Genomic DNA, 16,101 nt, shown 5'->3' on the forward strand with positions numbered 1-16,101 from the left:
GATACTTGGAACAGCACTTGCAAAACTACCTATATAGTAGTGTACAAGGAAGCTTTTCATGACAATACAACCACTTAAGCAGCCCAATGGAGAGAATCCGTTAAGCGCTCAAGCCAGTAAACAAGCTGCTTTAGTAGCAAAACATCCGTGCTTTTCAAAAGAAGGCCATCAGTATGCCCGAATACATTTACCTGTAGCGCCTGCTTGTAATATTCAATGTAATTACTGCAATCGAAAATTTGATTGCAGTAATGAAACCCGACCCGGAGTCGTCTCTAAGTTGCTTTCTCCAGCAGCAGCAGTAAAGCGTTTTGTTAAAGTTAAGCAGCATGTTCCAGAAACCCAAGTGGTAGGTATTGCTGGGCCAGGAGACCCTTTGGCTAATCCCAAGGCTACTTTGGCGAGCTTAAAGGCCATAGACAAAGTAGATTCAGATGTTCACCTATGTGTTTCTACTAATGGTTTGGCCTTAGCAGATCAACTTGAGTCGCTGATGGAAGCAGGTGTTAGGCATTTAACCATTACCATTAACTGTATTGATGCTGATATTGGCCAACGTATATACCCTTGGGTGTATTTCAACCAACGTCGCTTGAGGGGCAGAGAAGCAGCGCAAACCCTAATTGATCGCCAATTACTGGGTTTAGAAGCGGCTATTAAGGCGGGGATGCTAGTAAAAGTTAATACGGTATTGATCCCAGGGATCAACGATTTCCATATTGAATCGCTGGCTAAAGTATTGGGTAGATATGGTGCCTTTATTCATAACATTATGCCGCTAATCTCTGATCCAGCACACGGTACTTACTTTGGTTTAATGGGTCAGCGAGAACCCACCAAGCAAGAGCTAAACCTTGCTAGAGAGCAAGCCGGTCAGAGTATGCAGCAAATGACTCATTGCCAGCAATGTCGCGCTGACGCTGTAGGTAAGTTAGGCCAAGACATAGATTTGGCTGCGCTCGAGAATAGTGAGCCAGCACAGGTAGCAAGGTCGATACAGGTTGCTGTTGCTAGTAGTAGTTTGAGCTTGATTGATCAGCATTTTGGCCACGCCACGCAGTTTTCTATGTATCGAGTAAGCGCAGACGAGATTACTCAGTTAGATGACATTTCTTGGCAGCAGTATTGCCAAGGCAGTGAGCAGTGCGATGACTCCGCAGTCAAAGATTTGAGCCAACTAAAACACGTCGACACAATTTTGTGTAGTCGAATTGGCCATGCTCCGCAGCAGGAATTGTCTGCAATGAACGTAAAAGCAAACACCGATTATGCCCTGCGGGATATACGGGGCGCTCTTGAAGACCTTCAACAGCAGTTAGCTGCGCAACTGGCAACCACAAGCAAATCTAGCTGTAGCATGGGGGAGTGTAGCTAATGGCCTTATCAATTACTCAATCATGTATAGCGTGTTACGCCTGTAAAGAAGTTTGCCCTAGTAAAGCGATTACCAGTGGCGATAAACAATTTGCGGTTATTGCACACCGCTGTGATGAGTGTGCAAACAATGTTAATGGTGCTCAATGTGCTCAAATTTGCCCCGTTGAAAACGCCATTGTTGATGCAAACGGTTGTGCGTTAAACCCTCCTGGTTCGTTAACCGGATTGCCCCAAGAAGCCAACGTTATTGCCTTAAGTTAGGAGCGTTTATGGAAATACAAACTCTTCAAGAAACCACTAGTTTTATAGGTACAGAGTGGCAACAAGCTTTATCTCGGGTTTGCCCGCCAATGTCTATGCACAATAGAAATTGGTTTAAGTTGATCATTCATAGCCAATTAAATGGCCAAGCCGAACTGCCTTATGGTCTTGGCTTAGATAATGCCAGTTATATGGACTTAAAACGGGCTATTGCTAGTGACGATATTAGTAAACAAGAGCTTTTGTGGAAACAGCCTTTTAAAGCGGGTTTGCGTAAACGCGTTCAAGTACTAGAAGAAGTATTTGAACTACGCATGCAAGAACGCAACGAGCTAAGTGCGCTGCTATTTGCTCATTGCAACGACAAAGTGCCTTTTGCCTTTCAAATGGCAATTATTGTGGCCACTGCCTGTTTATCTCAATCGCATCTTTGGCATAGCTTAGGGCTGCGCAATCGTAGTGAACTTGGTGAATTACTTAAATATAACTTTCCGTTATTACATCAGCAAAATACTAACAACATGCGCTGGAAACGTTTTTTTTACCGTCAGCTTTGCCAACAGGGTGGAGACTACGTGTGCAGAGCACCTAGTTGTCAGGAATGTTCATCCTATTCCGAATGCTTTGTGGATTAACATTGTTTCAAAGGGCTAATTAAGTTAGCCCTTTTTTCTTGTTTTAGACCTTCGTTATATACCCAACAATACAGCGTGGTTTGTTAGCTTCGCTACAGCTATTTGTCACCTTATCTTTGTTGCTTAACCCTAATGTTAACGGGCTTTTTAACGATATTTGTTGGTTGGCGTCGTGCTTGCAATAAGGTAAGTAACGGTGCGTTTAATTCGCATTTGTTCAATTTAACTGAGCGCCTAAAGGCGTTGTATAGGTGCGAATATGACCTTAAGAGAACTTAATCATACCAACCAACCACTGATGGGAAAAATTAAGCTTTGCAGTGAGCTAGGTCCATTTCTTAGTGATAAACGAATAAAGCTTTTAGAGGCCATTACTGAATACGGTTCTCTAAGTGCAGCGGCTAAGTCTATTCCTATGTCTTATAAAGCGGCTTGGGATGCGCTAGATGCAATTAACAACTTATCTGAACATCCTTTGGTCATTAAAAAAAGTGGTGGTAAACATGGAGGCGGAACTCAGCTGACCGATTACGGAATCGGCCTGTTAAGTTTATACCGAGCCTTAGAGCTTGAGTACCAACAAGCTTTTGAACAATTGAAGCCGAAAATTAACGAACCCTGTGATGAGCAGCTAAACGTAGTTGAATTTAGACAACTAATGCGCCGTATGAGTTTGCGTTGCAGCGCAAGAAATCAACTACTCGGCCAAGTTGTATTGATTGATAAAAAATCAGTCAACTGTTTGGTTAAAGTGGCAATAAGCCGCCAACTAACCGTTAACGCCTTACTGTCTATGGAATCTGTAGATGAGCTAAATCTTACGTTGGGAAGTGAAGTATTGTGCTTGATAAAAGCCTCTCAAGTAAGCATACGCAAGGGTGCAGACACCGCCAAAAGTAATACTAACCAATTTGTAGGGCGGGTTAGCCGCATAAACAAAGGGCCAGACAACTTGGATATTAGTGTCCAGCTGGCTGAACAAAAAAACTTATCCGCTATTGTTCCAAGCGTACTTGAGGAACAACTCGACATAAAAGAGCAGAGCCAAGTAGCCGTCTCTTTTAGTGCATCCGCAGTCATTATTTGTAGTTATTAAACTCTAGGAAGTAGTAATGAAAAAACTATTAAGCAAGTTATGTGTTAGTTGGGTTTTACTGGTTGTAGCAACACTAAAGGTAACAAGCCTTCAAGCGGCAGAGATTAAAGTAGCTGTTGCTGCAAATTTTTATAAACCTGTTTTGGCCTTGGTCGATCACTACCAAAAAGAAACCGAGCATCACGTTCAAGTGTCTGCTGGTTCAACAGGTAAGTTATATGCACAGATTAAAAATGGTGCGCCATTCGAGGTATTTTTAGCCGCAGACCAACAACGACCTAGTTTATTAGTAGAAGAGGGATTAGCTGAGCCAAAAAGCCAGTTTACCTATGCCCTAGGATCCTTGGTGCTGTGGTCGAACAACCCCGAGTTAGTGGACGACAAAGGTGAAATACTAAAAGAAGAATTAACGCATATCGCTATTTGTAACCCTAAAACGGCTCCCTATGGGGCTGCCGCGGTTAGCGCAATGAAAAATCTTGGCGTTTACAACAAACTTGAGCCTAAGTTTGTAGAGGGGCAATCTGTTGGACAAACCTACCAACAAATTAGTTCTGGCGCTGTTGATCTCGGTTTTGTTGCTTTATCCCAAGTACTCGTTGATAAGCAGTTAAACGGCGGCTCGCTATGGTTAGTGCCAAATGAGCTGTACTCACCAATTAAACAAGACGCAGTGTTACTTAAGCAAGGCAGTAACAATGCAGCCGCAAAACAATTTTTAGCTTATTTGCAAACAGAAAAATCTAAGCAGCTAATTAAAGATTTTGGATACGACGTTAAGTAGCCAAATGGCAAAGGAGTGCTAAATGCCCGATATAAATGTGGTTTATCTAACGCTTAAGTTGGCCTGTGTTGTTACTTTGGTGTTATTGATTATTGCCACGCCTTTGGCGTGGTGGATGTCGCAAACTCAATCGTCCTTAAAGTCACTAATTGGTGCAATGTTCGCCTTGCCGCTAGTGCTACCGCCAACTGTATTGGGTTTTTATCTACTGTTGTTGCTTGGGCCAAACGGCCCCTTAGGCAGCTTATCTGAGCAACTAGGAGTAGGGCGATTGCCATTCACCTTCACCGGTATTGTGATTGCCTGCGTAGTACATACCTTGCCGTTTGTTGTACAGCCCATGCAAAACGCTTTTGAAGCAATAGGTAAACGACCCTTAGAAGTAGCTATGACGTTACGTGCAAGTCCTTGGCGAGTATTTTGGAAGGTCGCTTTTCCGCTTGCTAGGCCAGGATTTTTTGCTGCTGCCATTTTGGGCTTTTGCCACACCATTGGAGAGTTTGGTGTTGTGCTTATGATCGGCGGCAATATTCCAGGTGAAACGCGAGTGATGTCGATAGAAATATATAACCATGTTGAGGCATTAGAATATGGTCAAGCGCATTGGTTAGCGGGCGGAATGTTGGTGTTTTCATTTGTTGCTTTGTTAATCATCTACAGCTTGAACGATTTTACTAAACAGAGGCTTAAACTATGTGCTTAGAATTGCAATTGCACAGCCAGCGTGATGACTTTACGTTGAACATTGAGCTTACTTTGCCACAAACCGGTGTATCTGCTTTGTTTGGCCCTTCGGGTTCAGGTAAAACCTCGTGTTTACGCGCAATGGCTGGTTTAGATCGTTTTAGTGGTGGCTATTTTTCGGTTAATGGTGAGGTTTGGCAAGATGATAAGCAAGGGATCTATCTTGCTACTCATCAAAGAGAAATTGGCTATGTATTCCAAGAAGCCAGCTTATTTCTACATCTAAATGTAGAGCAAAATTTGTTGTTTGGTCACCGCTTAACACGTCCAGAAAAACGAAAAGTAAGTATTAGCGATACCTGTGAATTATTGAGTATTTCACATTTATTAACACGCAGACCCAGCTGTTTATCGGGGGGAGAGCGCCAGCGTGTAGCGATTGCTAGAGCTTTGCTAAGTTCACCAAAGCTATTGTTAATGGACGAACCGCTATCAGCATTAGACGCCACTCTAAAACAAGAGATCATTCCTTATTTAGAAAGACTACACCAGCAGCTTTCGATTCCGGTTGTATATGTAAGCCACGACTTAGAAGAGGTTAAACGTTTAGCCGATTATATGGTGTTTTTAGAACAAGGGCGGGTAAGCCAGCAAGCTTACTTAAGCAATTTAAACCTAGAACCACAAGCGCGAATTCAGCAACATTACTTAAAGGCTGTATGATAAATAAAAGAGTAGGGACGATTAAGAGGTGGTATTCGCGAGTGGATTTGAACCACCGACCCCTACCATGTCAAGGTAGTGCTCTAACCAACTGAGCTACGCGAATATCGTTTTAGATTTTGGTACAACCGAGTGGATTCGAACCACCGACCCCCACCATGTCAAGGTGGTGCTCTAACCAACTGAGCTACGGTTGTATTGTGAGGTTTTAGCCTACGGCGAGAAAGGTACTGTAACTGCAGGCATGCGTCAACTGCTGATAATGATTATGAGAACTGAATGTTCAATGATTAAACAGTGCTTCTGTAATTAGCGTAAACAAACTCAAAAGATGTTGCCTTAAACTCACGTACAGCTATCAAGAATTTGCTTCCATTGTTTTACGTGTTTGCGGTTAGCCTGTTTAAATTCTAAATGTATAGCGCTTGCGCGTGCTAACAGTTCGGCGTGTGACTGCTGCATTAGTGGAGACAAAGAATTTATAACAGCATTGGCACTTTGATCGAGCTCGGCAAGGTAGTCTTGCACCTTTACCGCATAAACCTTATTTAGAATATTGCGTAAGATATCGTAATCGGCTTTGCTTTCTTGGCAGGAGAATTGACGAGCATCTAGCGCCATGGCGACCTTTTTTAACCAGGCTTTTGTCAAATTAAGCTCTTGAAGGAGAGCTAAAATACTTGCGCCTTTTTGCAGCTTTTCACTTAACTGCAGAAGTTGTTTCCTGTTTATGCTGTGGCTGGTGACTAACTCACCATGTATGTGGCTTAACTCTGTTAAGTTTGTAGCAAGCGCTCGGTAGGAAGGAAGCGGATTTTTGCCAATAGCTTGTTGGCTAGACCACAAATGCCTAATGCTTAGTTCGTTAACTAAAAAGTTGTGCCAGTAAACATTAATTGCTGTACGTTTTGTATCGAGTATGTGCTGTAGCGAGGCTTTTAGCTGAGCATCTAGGTGGTTGTTGGCTAAGCAAGTTTGTAGCCCGGTTATCAAATCAATATGCCAAACCAGCGTGTAGTCGGCACTAGCATGTTTACCTAAGCTCGAATTTCTCTCGAAAACCAGTTGGTCTAATCCGCAGTGTTTAAGGGTAATGCTATCTAGCAGTGATAGTGATAACTCTGGCTCTTTTTTTAAGTAGTCCCGCCAATAAAGTTGCGGAAGTGAAGGGGTTTGTTTCGGAGCCTTTATTGAAATGGAAAGCACTCTGTTTAACCTAGAGCTATAGTCTTGAAAAAGCCGCTCACTAAGCGGCTTTTGCCAATAAATTAGCCCATAAGAAAATGCACCTATACCAAGTGCTAATAATGAGTAAACAACAAGCTGTTTTTTGCTCATGCTTCCTTGTTTATTAAGTGAAGTTTGTCTGGGTTATTGCTCGCCCAAATTAGTCGCCAGCACAAACCAATAGCGCAGGCGGTTAGTGCTAGTACTATGGCTATCCAAAAACCGATCACTCCCATTGGCTCTTCGGTTAAATAATCGGTAAATGTAAGTATAGATCCAACACCTAAACCAATTGGCCAAAAACTAATTAGGGTAACGATTAAAATGAAACGAGTATCTTGGTAACCCCTAAGCGCACCGGCACAACATACCTGCATTGAATCTGATAGCTGATAGGTGGCTGCTAACAAAAATAGTGGGGCTGCAATGGCAGCTACGGTGGTGTTTTCCGTGTACCAAGCGATAATGTCGTGACGAAATACGATAGTCGCAGTAGCTATAAACAAGGTAATGATAATGGAAAGAATAATTCCGCTATAGGCGCACACTTGTGCTTTATCTAGCGACTTTTCACCCATAAAATTGCCAACACGAATAGTAAGCGCGATGCCAATGCTTAATGGCAACATAAATACCATTGAGGTGAAGTTAAGCGCAATCTGGTGAGCAGCCACAATGTCTGCGCCAAGTGGCGATAACAGCAAAGCAATCATAGAGAACAGCGTTACTTCAAAGAATATAGCGCCGCCAATTGGCAAACCTAATTTGAATATTCGCGATACGATTGGCCAATCAATCCCCTGATATCGTTCGAACAAGTTAAGCGGTAATAAGGTTTTACTTCTGGTGGCGTAAATCAGCATGGCTACAGCCATAAACCAATTAACCATTGCCGTGGCAACACCACAGCCAGCGCCACCCAGTTTTGGCATGCCAAACAAACCATTAATAAAGATGTAGTTAATCGGGATGTTTATTAGCAAGCCCATTATGCCAATGATCATAATGGCTTTAATGTTCGAGCAGGCCTCGTTAACCCCTCGCAATACTTGGTATAAAGCAAAAGCAGGTAACCCAAAGCTAACAAAATACAAATATTGCTTTGTTAGACCAACTAACTGTTCTTCAACATCCATAATGTTAAAAACATTAGGCGCAAACCATAAAATAGCCCAAGCAGCAGCGGCAAGAAACATGGAAATAACTAAGGCTTGTCGAAATATGTTGCCGCCCTTATGAGCTTGTTTCGCACCAATTTGATAGGCAACTAGAGGCGTAACAGCCATTAATATGCCTTGTAGTAACAAAATAATTGGGTTAAAAAAGCTAGCGGCAACAGCCACAGCGGCTAAATCGGTAGGGCTTACCGAGCCTGCCATAATCGTATCAACAAAACTCATACCGGTTATGGTAAGTTGAGCAACTACAATTGGCCCTGCTAGCCGCAGTATGGCAAAACACTCTTTGGAAAATCGTTGTTTAAAACCCAGGAAAAAATGCTTCATGTTCACCGGAATTGTTCAGAATAAAAGAAAAGTAGTCAAAGTCGAGTTATCACCAGGATTCATGCAGCTCTGGGTTGATTTAGCGGATACCGAAGGCTTGAAAATAGGCGCTAGTGTGGCCGTAAACGGAACCTGTTTAACGGTGGTAAACATTAGCGAACAAGGTGTTCAATTCGACTTGATTCGAGAAACGCTAAGTCTAACAAACTTAGGCACAATAAAAGAAGGGGATTTAGTAAATATTGAACGCGCAGCGAAGGTAGGGGACGAAATTGGTGGTCACCTTGTCTCTGGCCATATTCATAGTACTGCTAAAATAATTGAGTTGTTACCAACAGAAAATAATTTAGCTATTCATCTAGCCTTAGATAAGGCTTGGCGCGATTATGTTATCTATAAGGGCTTTGTGTGTGTTGATGGCGCCAGTTTAACGGTTGGAAAACTAAGTGAGCAGGGGTTCTGGCTGCACATTATTCCCGAAACCTTGCGGGTTACTACCTTAGGTGACAAGCAACTAGGTGATTTAGTGAATATTGAAATAGACAGCGCAACTCAGACAGCGATTGATACCATCAAAAACTTAGCAGTAAGCGGTGACTTAAAACGTTGGTTAAGTTAAAAGTACTGCTCGTCGTCGGCGTCTACAAAGGCCAATAATTTCTCGTTGCTTTCATCAACCTGTAAACGGCAATGTATTGGGTTACAACATACTCGACAGTCTTCATAAAAGTCTTGGTCACCGTTACTCGCATCCATAATAAGGGGAGTATGGTGACCGCAGGTTGGGCAAGAAATCATTTTTTCGACATAGTTTTTCATAACTACTACTCCAATATGTCCACTGTCTAATTATGGTTCAAATTGGTGAGAACAACGAGTATCAAGATCAATAAACCATAAGCTATTGAAGTTATCTGCTCAGACCTTTAATATTGCCCATCTTTTAAGTGCATTAAGTACTCAATTTTATCGACTAAATCATGTGATGTTTGGTAGGCATCACCACTGTATGAGCAAGGATAAATATGCCAGTTATTACTCTTCCTGACGGTAGTCAACGTCAATTCGAAAACCCAGTTTCAACTATGGATATCGCAGCCGATATCGGCCCAGGCTTAGCTAAAGCGTGTATTGCTGGCCGTGTAAACGGCGAACGTGTAGATGCCTGTGAACTTATATCTGAAGATGCTCAAGTAGCGATTATCACCGCTAAAGACGAAGATGGTTTAGAAATCATTCGTCACTCTTGTGCTCACTTATTGGGTCATGCCATTAAACAAATGTGGCCAGAAACTAAAATGGCTATTGGTCCTACTATTGATAATGGCTTTTACTACGATATCGATTTAGAGCATTCGCTTACTCAAGAAGATATTGAAAACCTTGAAAAACGCATGAAAGCACTGGCTAAAACTAACTACGACGTGGTTAAAAAGACAGTGCCTCTAGCGGAAGCAAAAGCGGTATTCGAACAACGCAAAGAACCATACAAGCTCGAGATTATCGAAGGTATTGAGGCAAGTGCCACTCCTGGGCTTTACCATCACGAAGAATACGTAGACATGTGTCGCGGTCCACACGTACCTAATATGAAGTTCTGTCATCATTTTAAATTGATGAAAGTAGCTGGGGCATATTGGCGTGGCGATAGCAAAAATAAAATGTTGCAACGTGTATATGGCACCGCATGGGCAGATAAAAAACAACTAGCTGCATACTTAAAACGTCTTGAAGAAGCCGCTAAGCGCGACCACCGTAAAATTGGTAAGCAGCTAGACCTTTACCACATGCAAGAAGAAGCACCAGGTATGGTGTTCTGGCATGACTCTGGTTGGACGATTTTCCGTCAGTTAGAAACTTATGTACGTGAGCAGCTAACTAAGTACGATTATCAAGAAGTAAAAGCACCGCAAATTATGGATCGTAGTTTGTGGGAGCAATCTGGACACTGGGATAAGTATTCAGATGCAATGTTTACTACGCAGTCAGAAAGCCGTGAATACGCTGTTAAGCCAATGAACTGTCCGGGTCATATTCAAATATTTAACCAAGGTTTGAAGTCTTACCGTGATCTTCCATTGCGCATGGCTGAGTTTGGTTCTTGTCACCGTAACGAACCATCTGGTTCTTTACATGGTTTGATGCGAGTGCGCGGCTTTACCCAAGATGATGCACACATCTTCTGTACTGAAGACCAAATTCAAGATGAAGTAGCTTCGTGTATCGACATGGTTTACGAAACATACAAAACCTTCGGCTTTGAAGAAATTGAAGTAAAACTTTCTACTCGTCCAGAACAGCGAGTAGGTGACGACGAAACTTGGGATAAATCTGAAAAAGCCTTGGCTGATGCATTAACATCAAAAGGTATCGAGTTTTCTTACTTGCCGGGTGAAGGTGCGTTTTACGGCCCTAAAATTGAGTTCACTCTTCACGACTGCCTAGATAGAGCATGGCAATGTGGTACTGTTCAGTTAGATTTCTCGATGCCAGGTCGTTTGTCTGCTTCATTTGTTGGAGAAGACAATGAACGTCATGTACCGGTAATGATTCACCGCGCCATTTTAGGTTCACTTGAACGCTTTATTGGTATTTTGACAGAAGAATATTCTGGTTTCTTCCCAACTTGGTTAGCTCCTCGCCAGGTTGTTGTTATGAATATTACTGATAAACAGGCTGATTTTGTCCATCAAGTAGTAAAAAAATTAAATAAACAGGGCATTAGAGCCATTGCGGACTTGAGAAATGAGAAGATAGGCTTTAAAATCCGCGAACATACTCTAAAGCGTATTCCTTATTTGTTAGTAGTCGGCGATAAAGAAGTCGAAAGTAATGAGGTTGCGGTTAGAACTCGTAAGGGTGATGACTTAGGCAGATTTGCAGTTGACAAGTTTGTTGAGCAAGTTAAGCAAGAAATCACCAATCGTGACAATAATTGTATTGAGGTATAAATTATAAAAACCGGAAGACGTGGTCAGCAACAAGCTGCAAGAGCACATAAGATAAATGAAGAAATTCAAGCTCAAGAAGTACGCCTTAATGGCTTAGATGGCGAGTCCATCGGCATTGTAAGTTTGAATGAAGCGCTAAACATAGCCGAAGAATCTGGCGTTGATTTAGTTGAAATTAGTCCGAATGCTGAACCACCTGTTTGTCGGGTCATGGATTACGGTAAGTTCATTTACGAAAAGAGTAAATCTGTAAAAGAACAGAAGAAGAAGCAAAAACAGATTCAGGTTAAGGAAATAAAATTCCGACCTGGAACTGACGAAGGCGACTATCAGGTAAAACTACGCAACCTGGTTCGCTTTCTAGAAGAGGGTAATAAAGCTAAAGTAACGCTACGTTTCCGTGGTCGTGAAATGGCACACCAAAGCTTAGGCTTTGATCTTTTAAATCGCATTAAAGGTGATTTAGAAGAACTAGCAGTTGTGGAAGCTTTTCCAAAAATGGAAGGTCGCCAAGCTGTTATGGTGTTAGGCCCTAAAAAGAAGTAACTAAGGCATCCAAGTAACAAGCAGCTTACTTTAACGAGTAAGCTGTTTTTGTTCGCCTTTAGTTATATGTTGTTAAACTCGCAATGCGGAGTGCATGTAAATGCCAAAAATGAAATCGAACAAAGGCGCAGCTAAGCGCTTTAAGAAAACTGCTTCTGGTGGTTTTAAATACAAACAAGCTGGTCTTCGTCACATCCTGACTAAGCGCCGTACTAAGGTAAAACGTCACCTTCGTCCGAAGGGTATGATTGCTGCTTCTGATGTTGCATCAATTGTTCGCATGTTGCCGTACGCATAAGTTTAGAGGAAATTAAGAATGGCCAGAGTTAAACGCGGTGTACAAGCACGTGCACGTCATAAGAAAGTCTTAAAACAAGCCAAAGGTTACTACGGAGCACGTTCACGTGTTTATCGCGTAGCCTTCCAAGCGGTAATTAAAGCGGGTCAATACGCTTACCGTGACCGTCGTCAGCGTAAACGTCAATTCCGTCAATTATGGATTGCACGTATCAATGCTGCTTCTCGTCAAAATGGTTTGTCTTACAGCCGTTTCATTGACGGACTTAAAAAAGCATCTATCGAAATCGATCGTAAGATCCTAGCTGATATTGCTGTTTTTGATAAAGCAGCATTCACAGTATTGGTAGAAAAAGCAAAAGCTGCTTTATAAGTTTTATCAAGTTTGTGAAAAGGGAGCTTAGGCTCCCTTTTTTATTACCATTCTTTCAACAAATTTGGCCTTAATCTCTGTAAGTTATGGCATCAACTTCCATTACATTTTGGCGTCTGCTCAAATACCCAACAAACTCCTATAAAAATCCTTAGCAAACAAGCTTCCGCGCTAGCCATCAGCGACTCATTAAAGTACTATTTCCGGTCTTATTAAATACTAAAAATCAGCCGTTCCCTTGGTGGAATATGAGGAAATCATGCTAGATCTTGATGCGCTAATCAATCAGGCGAAGACTCACATAGAAGCAGCTTCTGCGATTAACGAACTCGATACCGTTCGCGTAGAATACCTAGGTAAAAAAGGGTTAATGACTAAACAGCTACAGGGACTTGGCAAATTATCGCCTGAAGAGCGTCCTCAAGCTGGTCAACTTATTAACCAAGCTAAACAAGCTATCCAAGAAGCATTGAATCAAAAGCGCGAATTATTGGTTCAGCAAGAATTAAACGCTAAATTGGCAGCGGAAACCGTTGATGTAACCCTACCAGGCCGTACCGACGAAATTGGTGGTTTACACCCAGTAACTCGAACAATTGAACGTATTCAAACGTTTTTTGGCGAGTTGGGTTTCCAGGTTAAATCTGGCCCGGAGATCGAAGATGGTTTCCATAACTTTGATGCCTTAAACATTCCTGAGCACCACCCAGCGCGTGCTGACCATGATACGTTCTACTTTAATCCTAATCTGGTACTACGTACTCAGACCTCGGGTGTCCAAATCCGAACCATGGAAACGGAAAAACCACCAATTAGAATTATATCGCCTGGGCGTGTATACCGTAACGACTACGACCAAACACACACTCCTATGTTCCATCAAGTTGAAGGCTTGATGGTTGATAAAAACGTTAACTTCACCGAGTTAAAAGGTGTGTTGTACGACTTCTTGCAAAACTTCTTTGAAGAAGACATGCAAGTACGTTTTCGTCCTTCATATTTCCCGTTTACCGAAACATCAGCCGAAGTGGATGTATTAGGTAAAAATGGTTGGTTAGAAGTTTTGGGTTGCGGCATGGTGCACCCAAATGTATTACGTGCAGTAAACATTGACCCTGAAGAATATACCGGCTTTGCCTTTGGCATGGGTGTAGAGCGTTTAACCATGTTGCGCTACGGCGTTAACGATTTACGTTCATTCTTCGAAAACGATTTACGTTTCTTAAAACAATTTAATTAAGGGTTAATTGAGATGAAATTTAGTGAATCCTGGCTAAGAGAGTGGGTTAACCCTAGCAATTCTCGCGACGAGTTAGCAGAACAAATTACTATGGCCGGCCTGGAAGTTGATGGCATAGAGCCAGTAGCGGCTGATTTTAACGGTGTAGTTATTGGCGAAGTGGTTGAATGTGGCCAACATCCAGATGCAGATAAACTTCGTGTTACCAAAATCAATATTGGCGCTGAAGAGTTACTTGATATTGTATGTGGCGCTCCAAACTGCCGACAAGGTCTAAAAGTTGCCGTTGCAACTGTTGGTGCAGTGTTACCGGGCGACTTTAAAATCAAAAAAGCAAAGTTACGTGGGCAACCTTCTCATGGCATGCTTTGCGCTTACAGCGAACTGGGCATTAGTGACGAATCTGACGGTATTATGGAATTGCCTAGTGATGCACCTATTGGTACCGACTTACGTGACTACTTAAAGCTAGATGATGTAATCATTGAAGTAGATTTAACGCCTAACCGCGCAGATTGTTTAAGCCTACGTGGTTTAGCACGAGAAGTTGGTGTACTAAATCAGTTAGACGTAGCAGAGCCACAATGGCAAAACGCTGAAGTAACAATTAACGATACGTTTACGGTAAATGTTGAAGCTACCGAGCAGTGCCCACGTTATTTAGGTCGTGTGATTAAAGGCGTAAATGTAAAAGCAGCAACACCGTTATGGATGCAAGAGCGCCTGCGTCGCAGTGGTATTCGCTCAATCGATCCGGTTGTAGATATCACCAATTACGTGTTAATTGAGCAAGGGCAACCTATGCATGCCTTTGATTTAGCGAAACTAACAGGCTCCATTGATGTACGTTTAGCTAACGATGGTGAAAAACTGGTTTTACTTGACGGTAATGAAGTTGAGCTTAAAGAAAACACCTTAGCTATTTGTGACCAAACTGGTCCAATTGCAATGGCGGGGATTTTTGGTGGCGAGAAAACTGGCGTAACCGAAACTAGCCAAGACATTTTCTTAGAGTGTGCTTTCTTCAGTAAATTGGCAATTACCGGTAGAGCGAGACAGTATGGTTTGCATACAGACTCATCACACCGTTATGAGCGAGGCGTAGATTACCAACTACAAAACCAAGCTATTGAGCGTGCAACTCAACTTCTTGTTGAAATTTGTGGTGGCGAAGTTGGCCCTGTCGTTGAGTCAGGTGACCAAACTAAGTTACCTAAAGCGAAGACGATTACTCTACGCCACGCGCGTTTAGAAAAAGTTGTCGGTTATAACTTCGCTAAACAGCAAGTTAGTGAAATCTTAACTCGCTTAGGTATGTCGGTAACTGAAACAGAACAAGGTTGGGATGCAACAGCGCCTAGCTATCGTTTTGATATGGACATCGAAGAAGACCTAATCGAAGAAGTTGCTCGTATTTACGGTTACAACAACATTCCAAATGTTTCTCCAGTTGCTTCATTAAAAATGAGTCAACATCAAGAAGTTGAACTGCCAGCAACTAAGTTGCGTCAGCTACTTTGTGCCCGCGGCTACCAAGAAGCAGTGACTTACAGCTTTGTTGACCCTAAACGTCAACAACTGTTGCACCCACAGCAAGAAACAATGGTATTGCCACACCCAATTTCTGTAGAAATGTCGGTAATGCGCTTAAGTTTGTTGACTGGATTGTTAGACACGGTTTCTTACAACCAAAAGCGCCAGCAATCTCGTGTTCGAGTATTTGAGTCGGGTTTACGTTTTGTTCCTGACCAAAATGCCGAAAATGGTGTTAGCCAAACTCCAATGCTTGCAGGTGTAATTAGTGGAAATGCTAATCAAGAAGCTTGGAACACCACTGAACGAGAACTCGATTTCTTCGATATCAAAGGTGATGTAGAAGCGCTTATTCAGCAAACTGTTGATGCAGATTCTTTTAGCTTTGAAACTACTCAAAACCCAGCCTTACATCCTGGACAAGCAGCTAACATTTTACGCAACGGAGAAGTGGTTGGTTACCTTGGTGCTTTGCATCCTCAGCACCTTAAAGCCTTTGGCTTGAGCGGTAAGATATTTGTATTCGAATTGGTGTTAGACGCCGTTACTCAACGCAAATTGCCAGATGCCCAGCCAGTTTCTAAGTTCCCAGCAAACCGTCGCGACCTTGCTTTACTGGTATCGCAACAGGTAAAAGCTAGCGATTTATTAAATTGCATTAAGAAAGTTGGCGGAAATCAATTAGTTGGCGTAAACTTATTCGATGTATACAAAGGGAAAGGCATTGCAGACGATATGCAGAGTATTGCTATCAGTTTAACCTTGCAAGAGCAAAGCCGTACCCTTGAAGAAAAAGAGATTGCCGCTACAGTTGACACCATTGTAGAGGCGTTACGTACAGAGTTTGACGCATCCTTGAGGGACTAGTT

The 16,101-nt window shown here is 42.4% G+C and carries 17 protein-coding genes and 2 tRNA genes; 14 read left to right on the plus strand and 5 right to left on the minus strand.

The annotated features are described in order from the left end of the window. Positions 1–58: 58 nt before the first annotated feature. The 7 genes from nifB to modC all read left to right on the plus strand — a co-directional run bounded on the left by nifB (position 59) and on the right by modC (position 5,560). On the plus strand, positions 59–1,375 hold the full coding sequence (gene nifB / locus OV592_RS10615) for a nitrogenase cofactor biosynthesis protein NifB (RefSeq protein WP_406611361.1): 1,317 nt from the start codon (positions 59–61) through the stop codon (positions 1,373–1,375). Beyond that, positions 1,375–1,638 (plus strand): 4Fe-4S dicluster domain-containing protein, encoded by a 264-nt coding sequence (locus OV592_RS10620; RefSeq protein ID WP_406611362.1) that lies wholly within the window; start codon positions 1,375–1,377, stop codon positions 1,636–1,638. Before nifB ends, OV592_RS10620 begins: the two co-directional genes overlap by 1 nt. An 8-nt stretch (positions 1,639–1,646) precedes the next feature. Then, entirely contained in the window at positions 1,647–2,273 is a 627-nt protein-coding gene (locus tag OV592_RS10625; RefSeq protein WP_406611363.1) for a nitrogen fixation protein NifQ, read from the plus strand. Positions 2,274–2,532: 259 nt separating this feature from the next. Next, complete coding sequence (locus OV592_RS10630; protein WP_406611364.1) at positions 2,533–3,369, plus strand: TOBE domain-containing protein; 837 nt, start codon at positions 2,533–2,535, stop codon at positions 3,367–3,369. 16 nt (positions 3,370–3,385) lie between these two features. Further along, complete coding sequence (gene modA, locus OV592_RS10635; RefSeq protein WP_406611365.1) at positions 3,386–4,153, plus strand: molybdate ABC transporter substrate-binding protein; 768 nt, start codon at positions 3,386–3,388, stop codon at positions 4,151–4,153. 22 nt (positions 4,154–4,175) lie between these two features. Further along, entirely contained in the window at positions 4,176–4,856 is a 681-nt protein-coding gene (gene modB / locus OV592_RS10640; RefSeq protein ID WP_406611366.1) for a molybdate ABC transporter permease subunit, read from the plus strand. Continuing rightward, a complete protein-coding gene (gene modC / locus OV592_RS10645; protein ID WP_406611367.1) occupies positions 4,847–5,560 on the plus strand; it encodes a molybdenum ABC transporter ATP-binding protein in 714 nt (237 codons plus the stop codon). Before modB ends, modC begins: the two co-directional genes overlap by 10 nt. A gap of 29 nt (positions 5,561–5,589) precedes the next feature. Here modC and OV592_RS10650 read toward each other — a convergent pair. From OV592_RS10650 to OV592_RS10665, 4 genes are all read right to left on the minus strand, one after another. Further along, positions 5,590–5,666, minus strand: a tRNA-Val gene (locus tag OV592_RS10650). A gap of 14 nt (positions 5,667–5,680) precedes the next feature. Then, positions 5,681–5,757: transfer RNA gene (locus OV592_RS10655), tRNA-Val, on the minus strand. A 148-nt stretch (positions 5,758–5,905) separates the two neighbouring features. Next, positions 5,906–6,898: a DUF3080 family protein gene (locus OV592_RS10660; RefSeq protein WP_406611368.1), complete on the minus strand. Its 993-nt coding sequence runs from the start codon at positions 6,896–6,898 to the stop codon at positions 5,906–5,908. Further along, positions 6,895–8,292, minus strand: coding sequence for an MATE family efflux transporter (locus OV592_RS10665; RefSeq protein WP_051147601.1), 1,398 nt, complete (start codon positions 8,290–8,292; stop codon positions 6,895–6,897). Before OV592_RS10665 ends, OV592_RS10660 begins: the two co-directional genes overlap by 4 nt. On the opposite strand from OV592_RS10665, the gene OV592_RS10670 reads away from it, so the two are divergent. Then, positions 8,291–8,911, plus strand: coding sequence for a riboflavin synthase subunit alpha (locus OV592_RS10670; RefSeq protein WP_406611369.1), 621 nt, complete (start codon positions 8,291–8,293; stop codon positions 8,909–8,911). The two genes, OV592_RS10665 and OV592_RS10670, sit on opposite strands and share 2 nt — an antisense overlap. Here the strand turns inward: OV592_RS10670 and OV592_RS10675 are convergent. Next, positions 8,908–9,111: a CPXCG motif-containing cysteine-rich protein gene (locus tag OV592_RS10675; protein WP_016401511.1), complete on the minus strand. Its 204-nt coding sequence runs from the start codon at positions 9,109–9,111 to the stop codon at positions 8,908–8,910. The two genes, OV592_RS10670 and OV592_RS10675, sit on opposite strands and share 4 nt — an antisense overlap. A gap of 206 nt (positions 9,112–9,317) precedes the next feature. On the opposite strand from OV592_RS10675, the gene thrS reads away from it, so the two are divergent. The 6 genes from thrS to pheT all read left to right on the plus strand — a co-directional run bounded on the left by thrS (position 9,318) and on the right by pheT (position 16,099). Further along, the gene (thrS, locus tag OV592_RS10680) at positions 9,318–11,243 is read left to right on the plus strand and encodes a threonine--tRNA ligase (RefSeq protein ID WP_406611370.1); all 1,926 of its coding nucleotides are present in this window, start codon (positions 9,318–9,320) and stop codon (positions 11,241–11,243) included. 3 nt (positions 11,244–11,246) lie between these two features. Next, the gene (infC, locus tag OV592_RS10685) at positions 11,247–11,789 is read left to right on the plus strand and encodes a translation initiation factor IF-3 (protein ID WP_084681800.1); all 543 of its coding nucleotides are present in this window, start codon (positions 11,247–11,249) and stop codon (positions 11,787–11,789) included. Between the two features lie 100 nt (positions 11,790–11,889). Continuing rightward, positions 11,890–12,087 (plus strand): 50S ribosomal protein L35, encoded by a 198-nt coding sequence (gene rpmI / locus OV592_RS10690; protein ID WP_016401507.1) that lies wholly within the window; start codon positions 11,890–11,892, stop codon positions 12,085–12,087. An 18-nt stretch (positions 12,088–12,105) separates the two neighbouring features. After that, on the plus strand, positions 12,106–12,459 hold the full coding sequence (rplT, locus tag OV592_RS10695) for a 50S ribosomal protein L20 (RefSeq protein ID WP_016401506.1): 354 nt from the start codon (positions 12,106–12,108) through the stop codon (positions 12,457–12,459). 259 nt (positions 12,460–12,718) lie between these two features. Continuing rightward, entirely contained in the window at positions 12,719–13,699 is a 981-nt protein-coding gene (pheS, locus tag OV592_RS10700) for a phenylalanine--tRNA ligase subunit alpha (protein ID WP_016401505.1), read from the plus strand. A 12-nt stretch (positions 13,700–13,711) separates the two neighbouring features. Then, complete coding sequence (gene pheT / locus OV592_RS10705) at positions 13,712–16,099, plus strand: phenylalanine--tRNA ligase subunit beta (RefSeq protein WP_406611371.1); 2,388 nt, start codon at positions 13,712–13,714, stop codon at positions 16,097–16,099. Positions 16,100–16,101 lie beyond the last annotated feature (2 nt).

The organism is Agarivorans sp. JK6, from assembly GCF_045277145.1.
GTDB lineage: Bacteria > Pseudomonadota > Gammaproteobacteria > Enterobacterales > Celerinatantimonadaceae > Agarivorans > Agarivorans albus.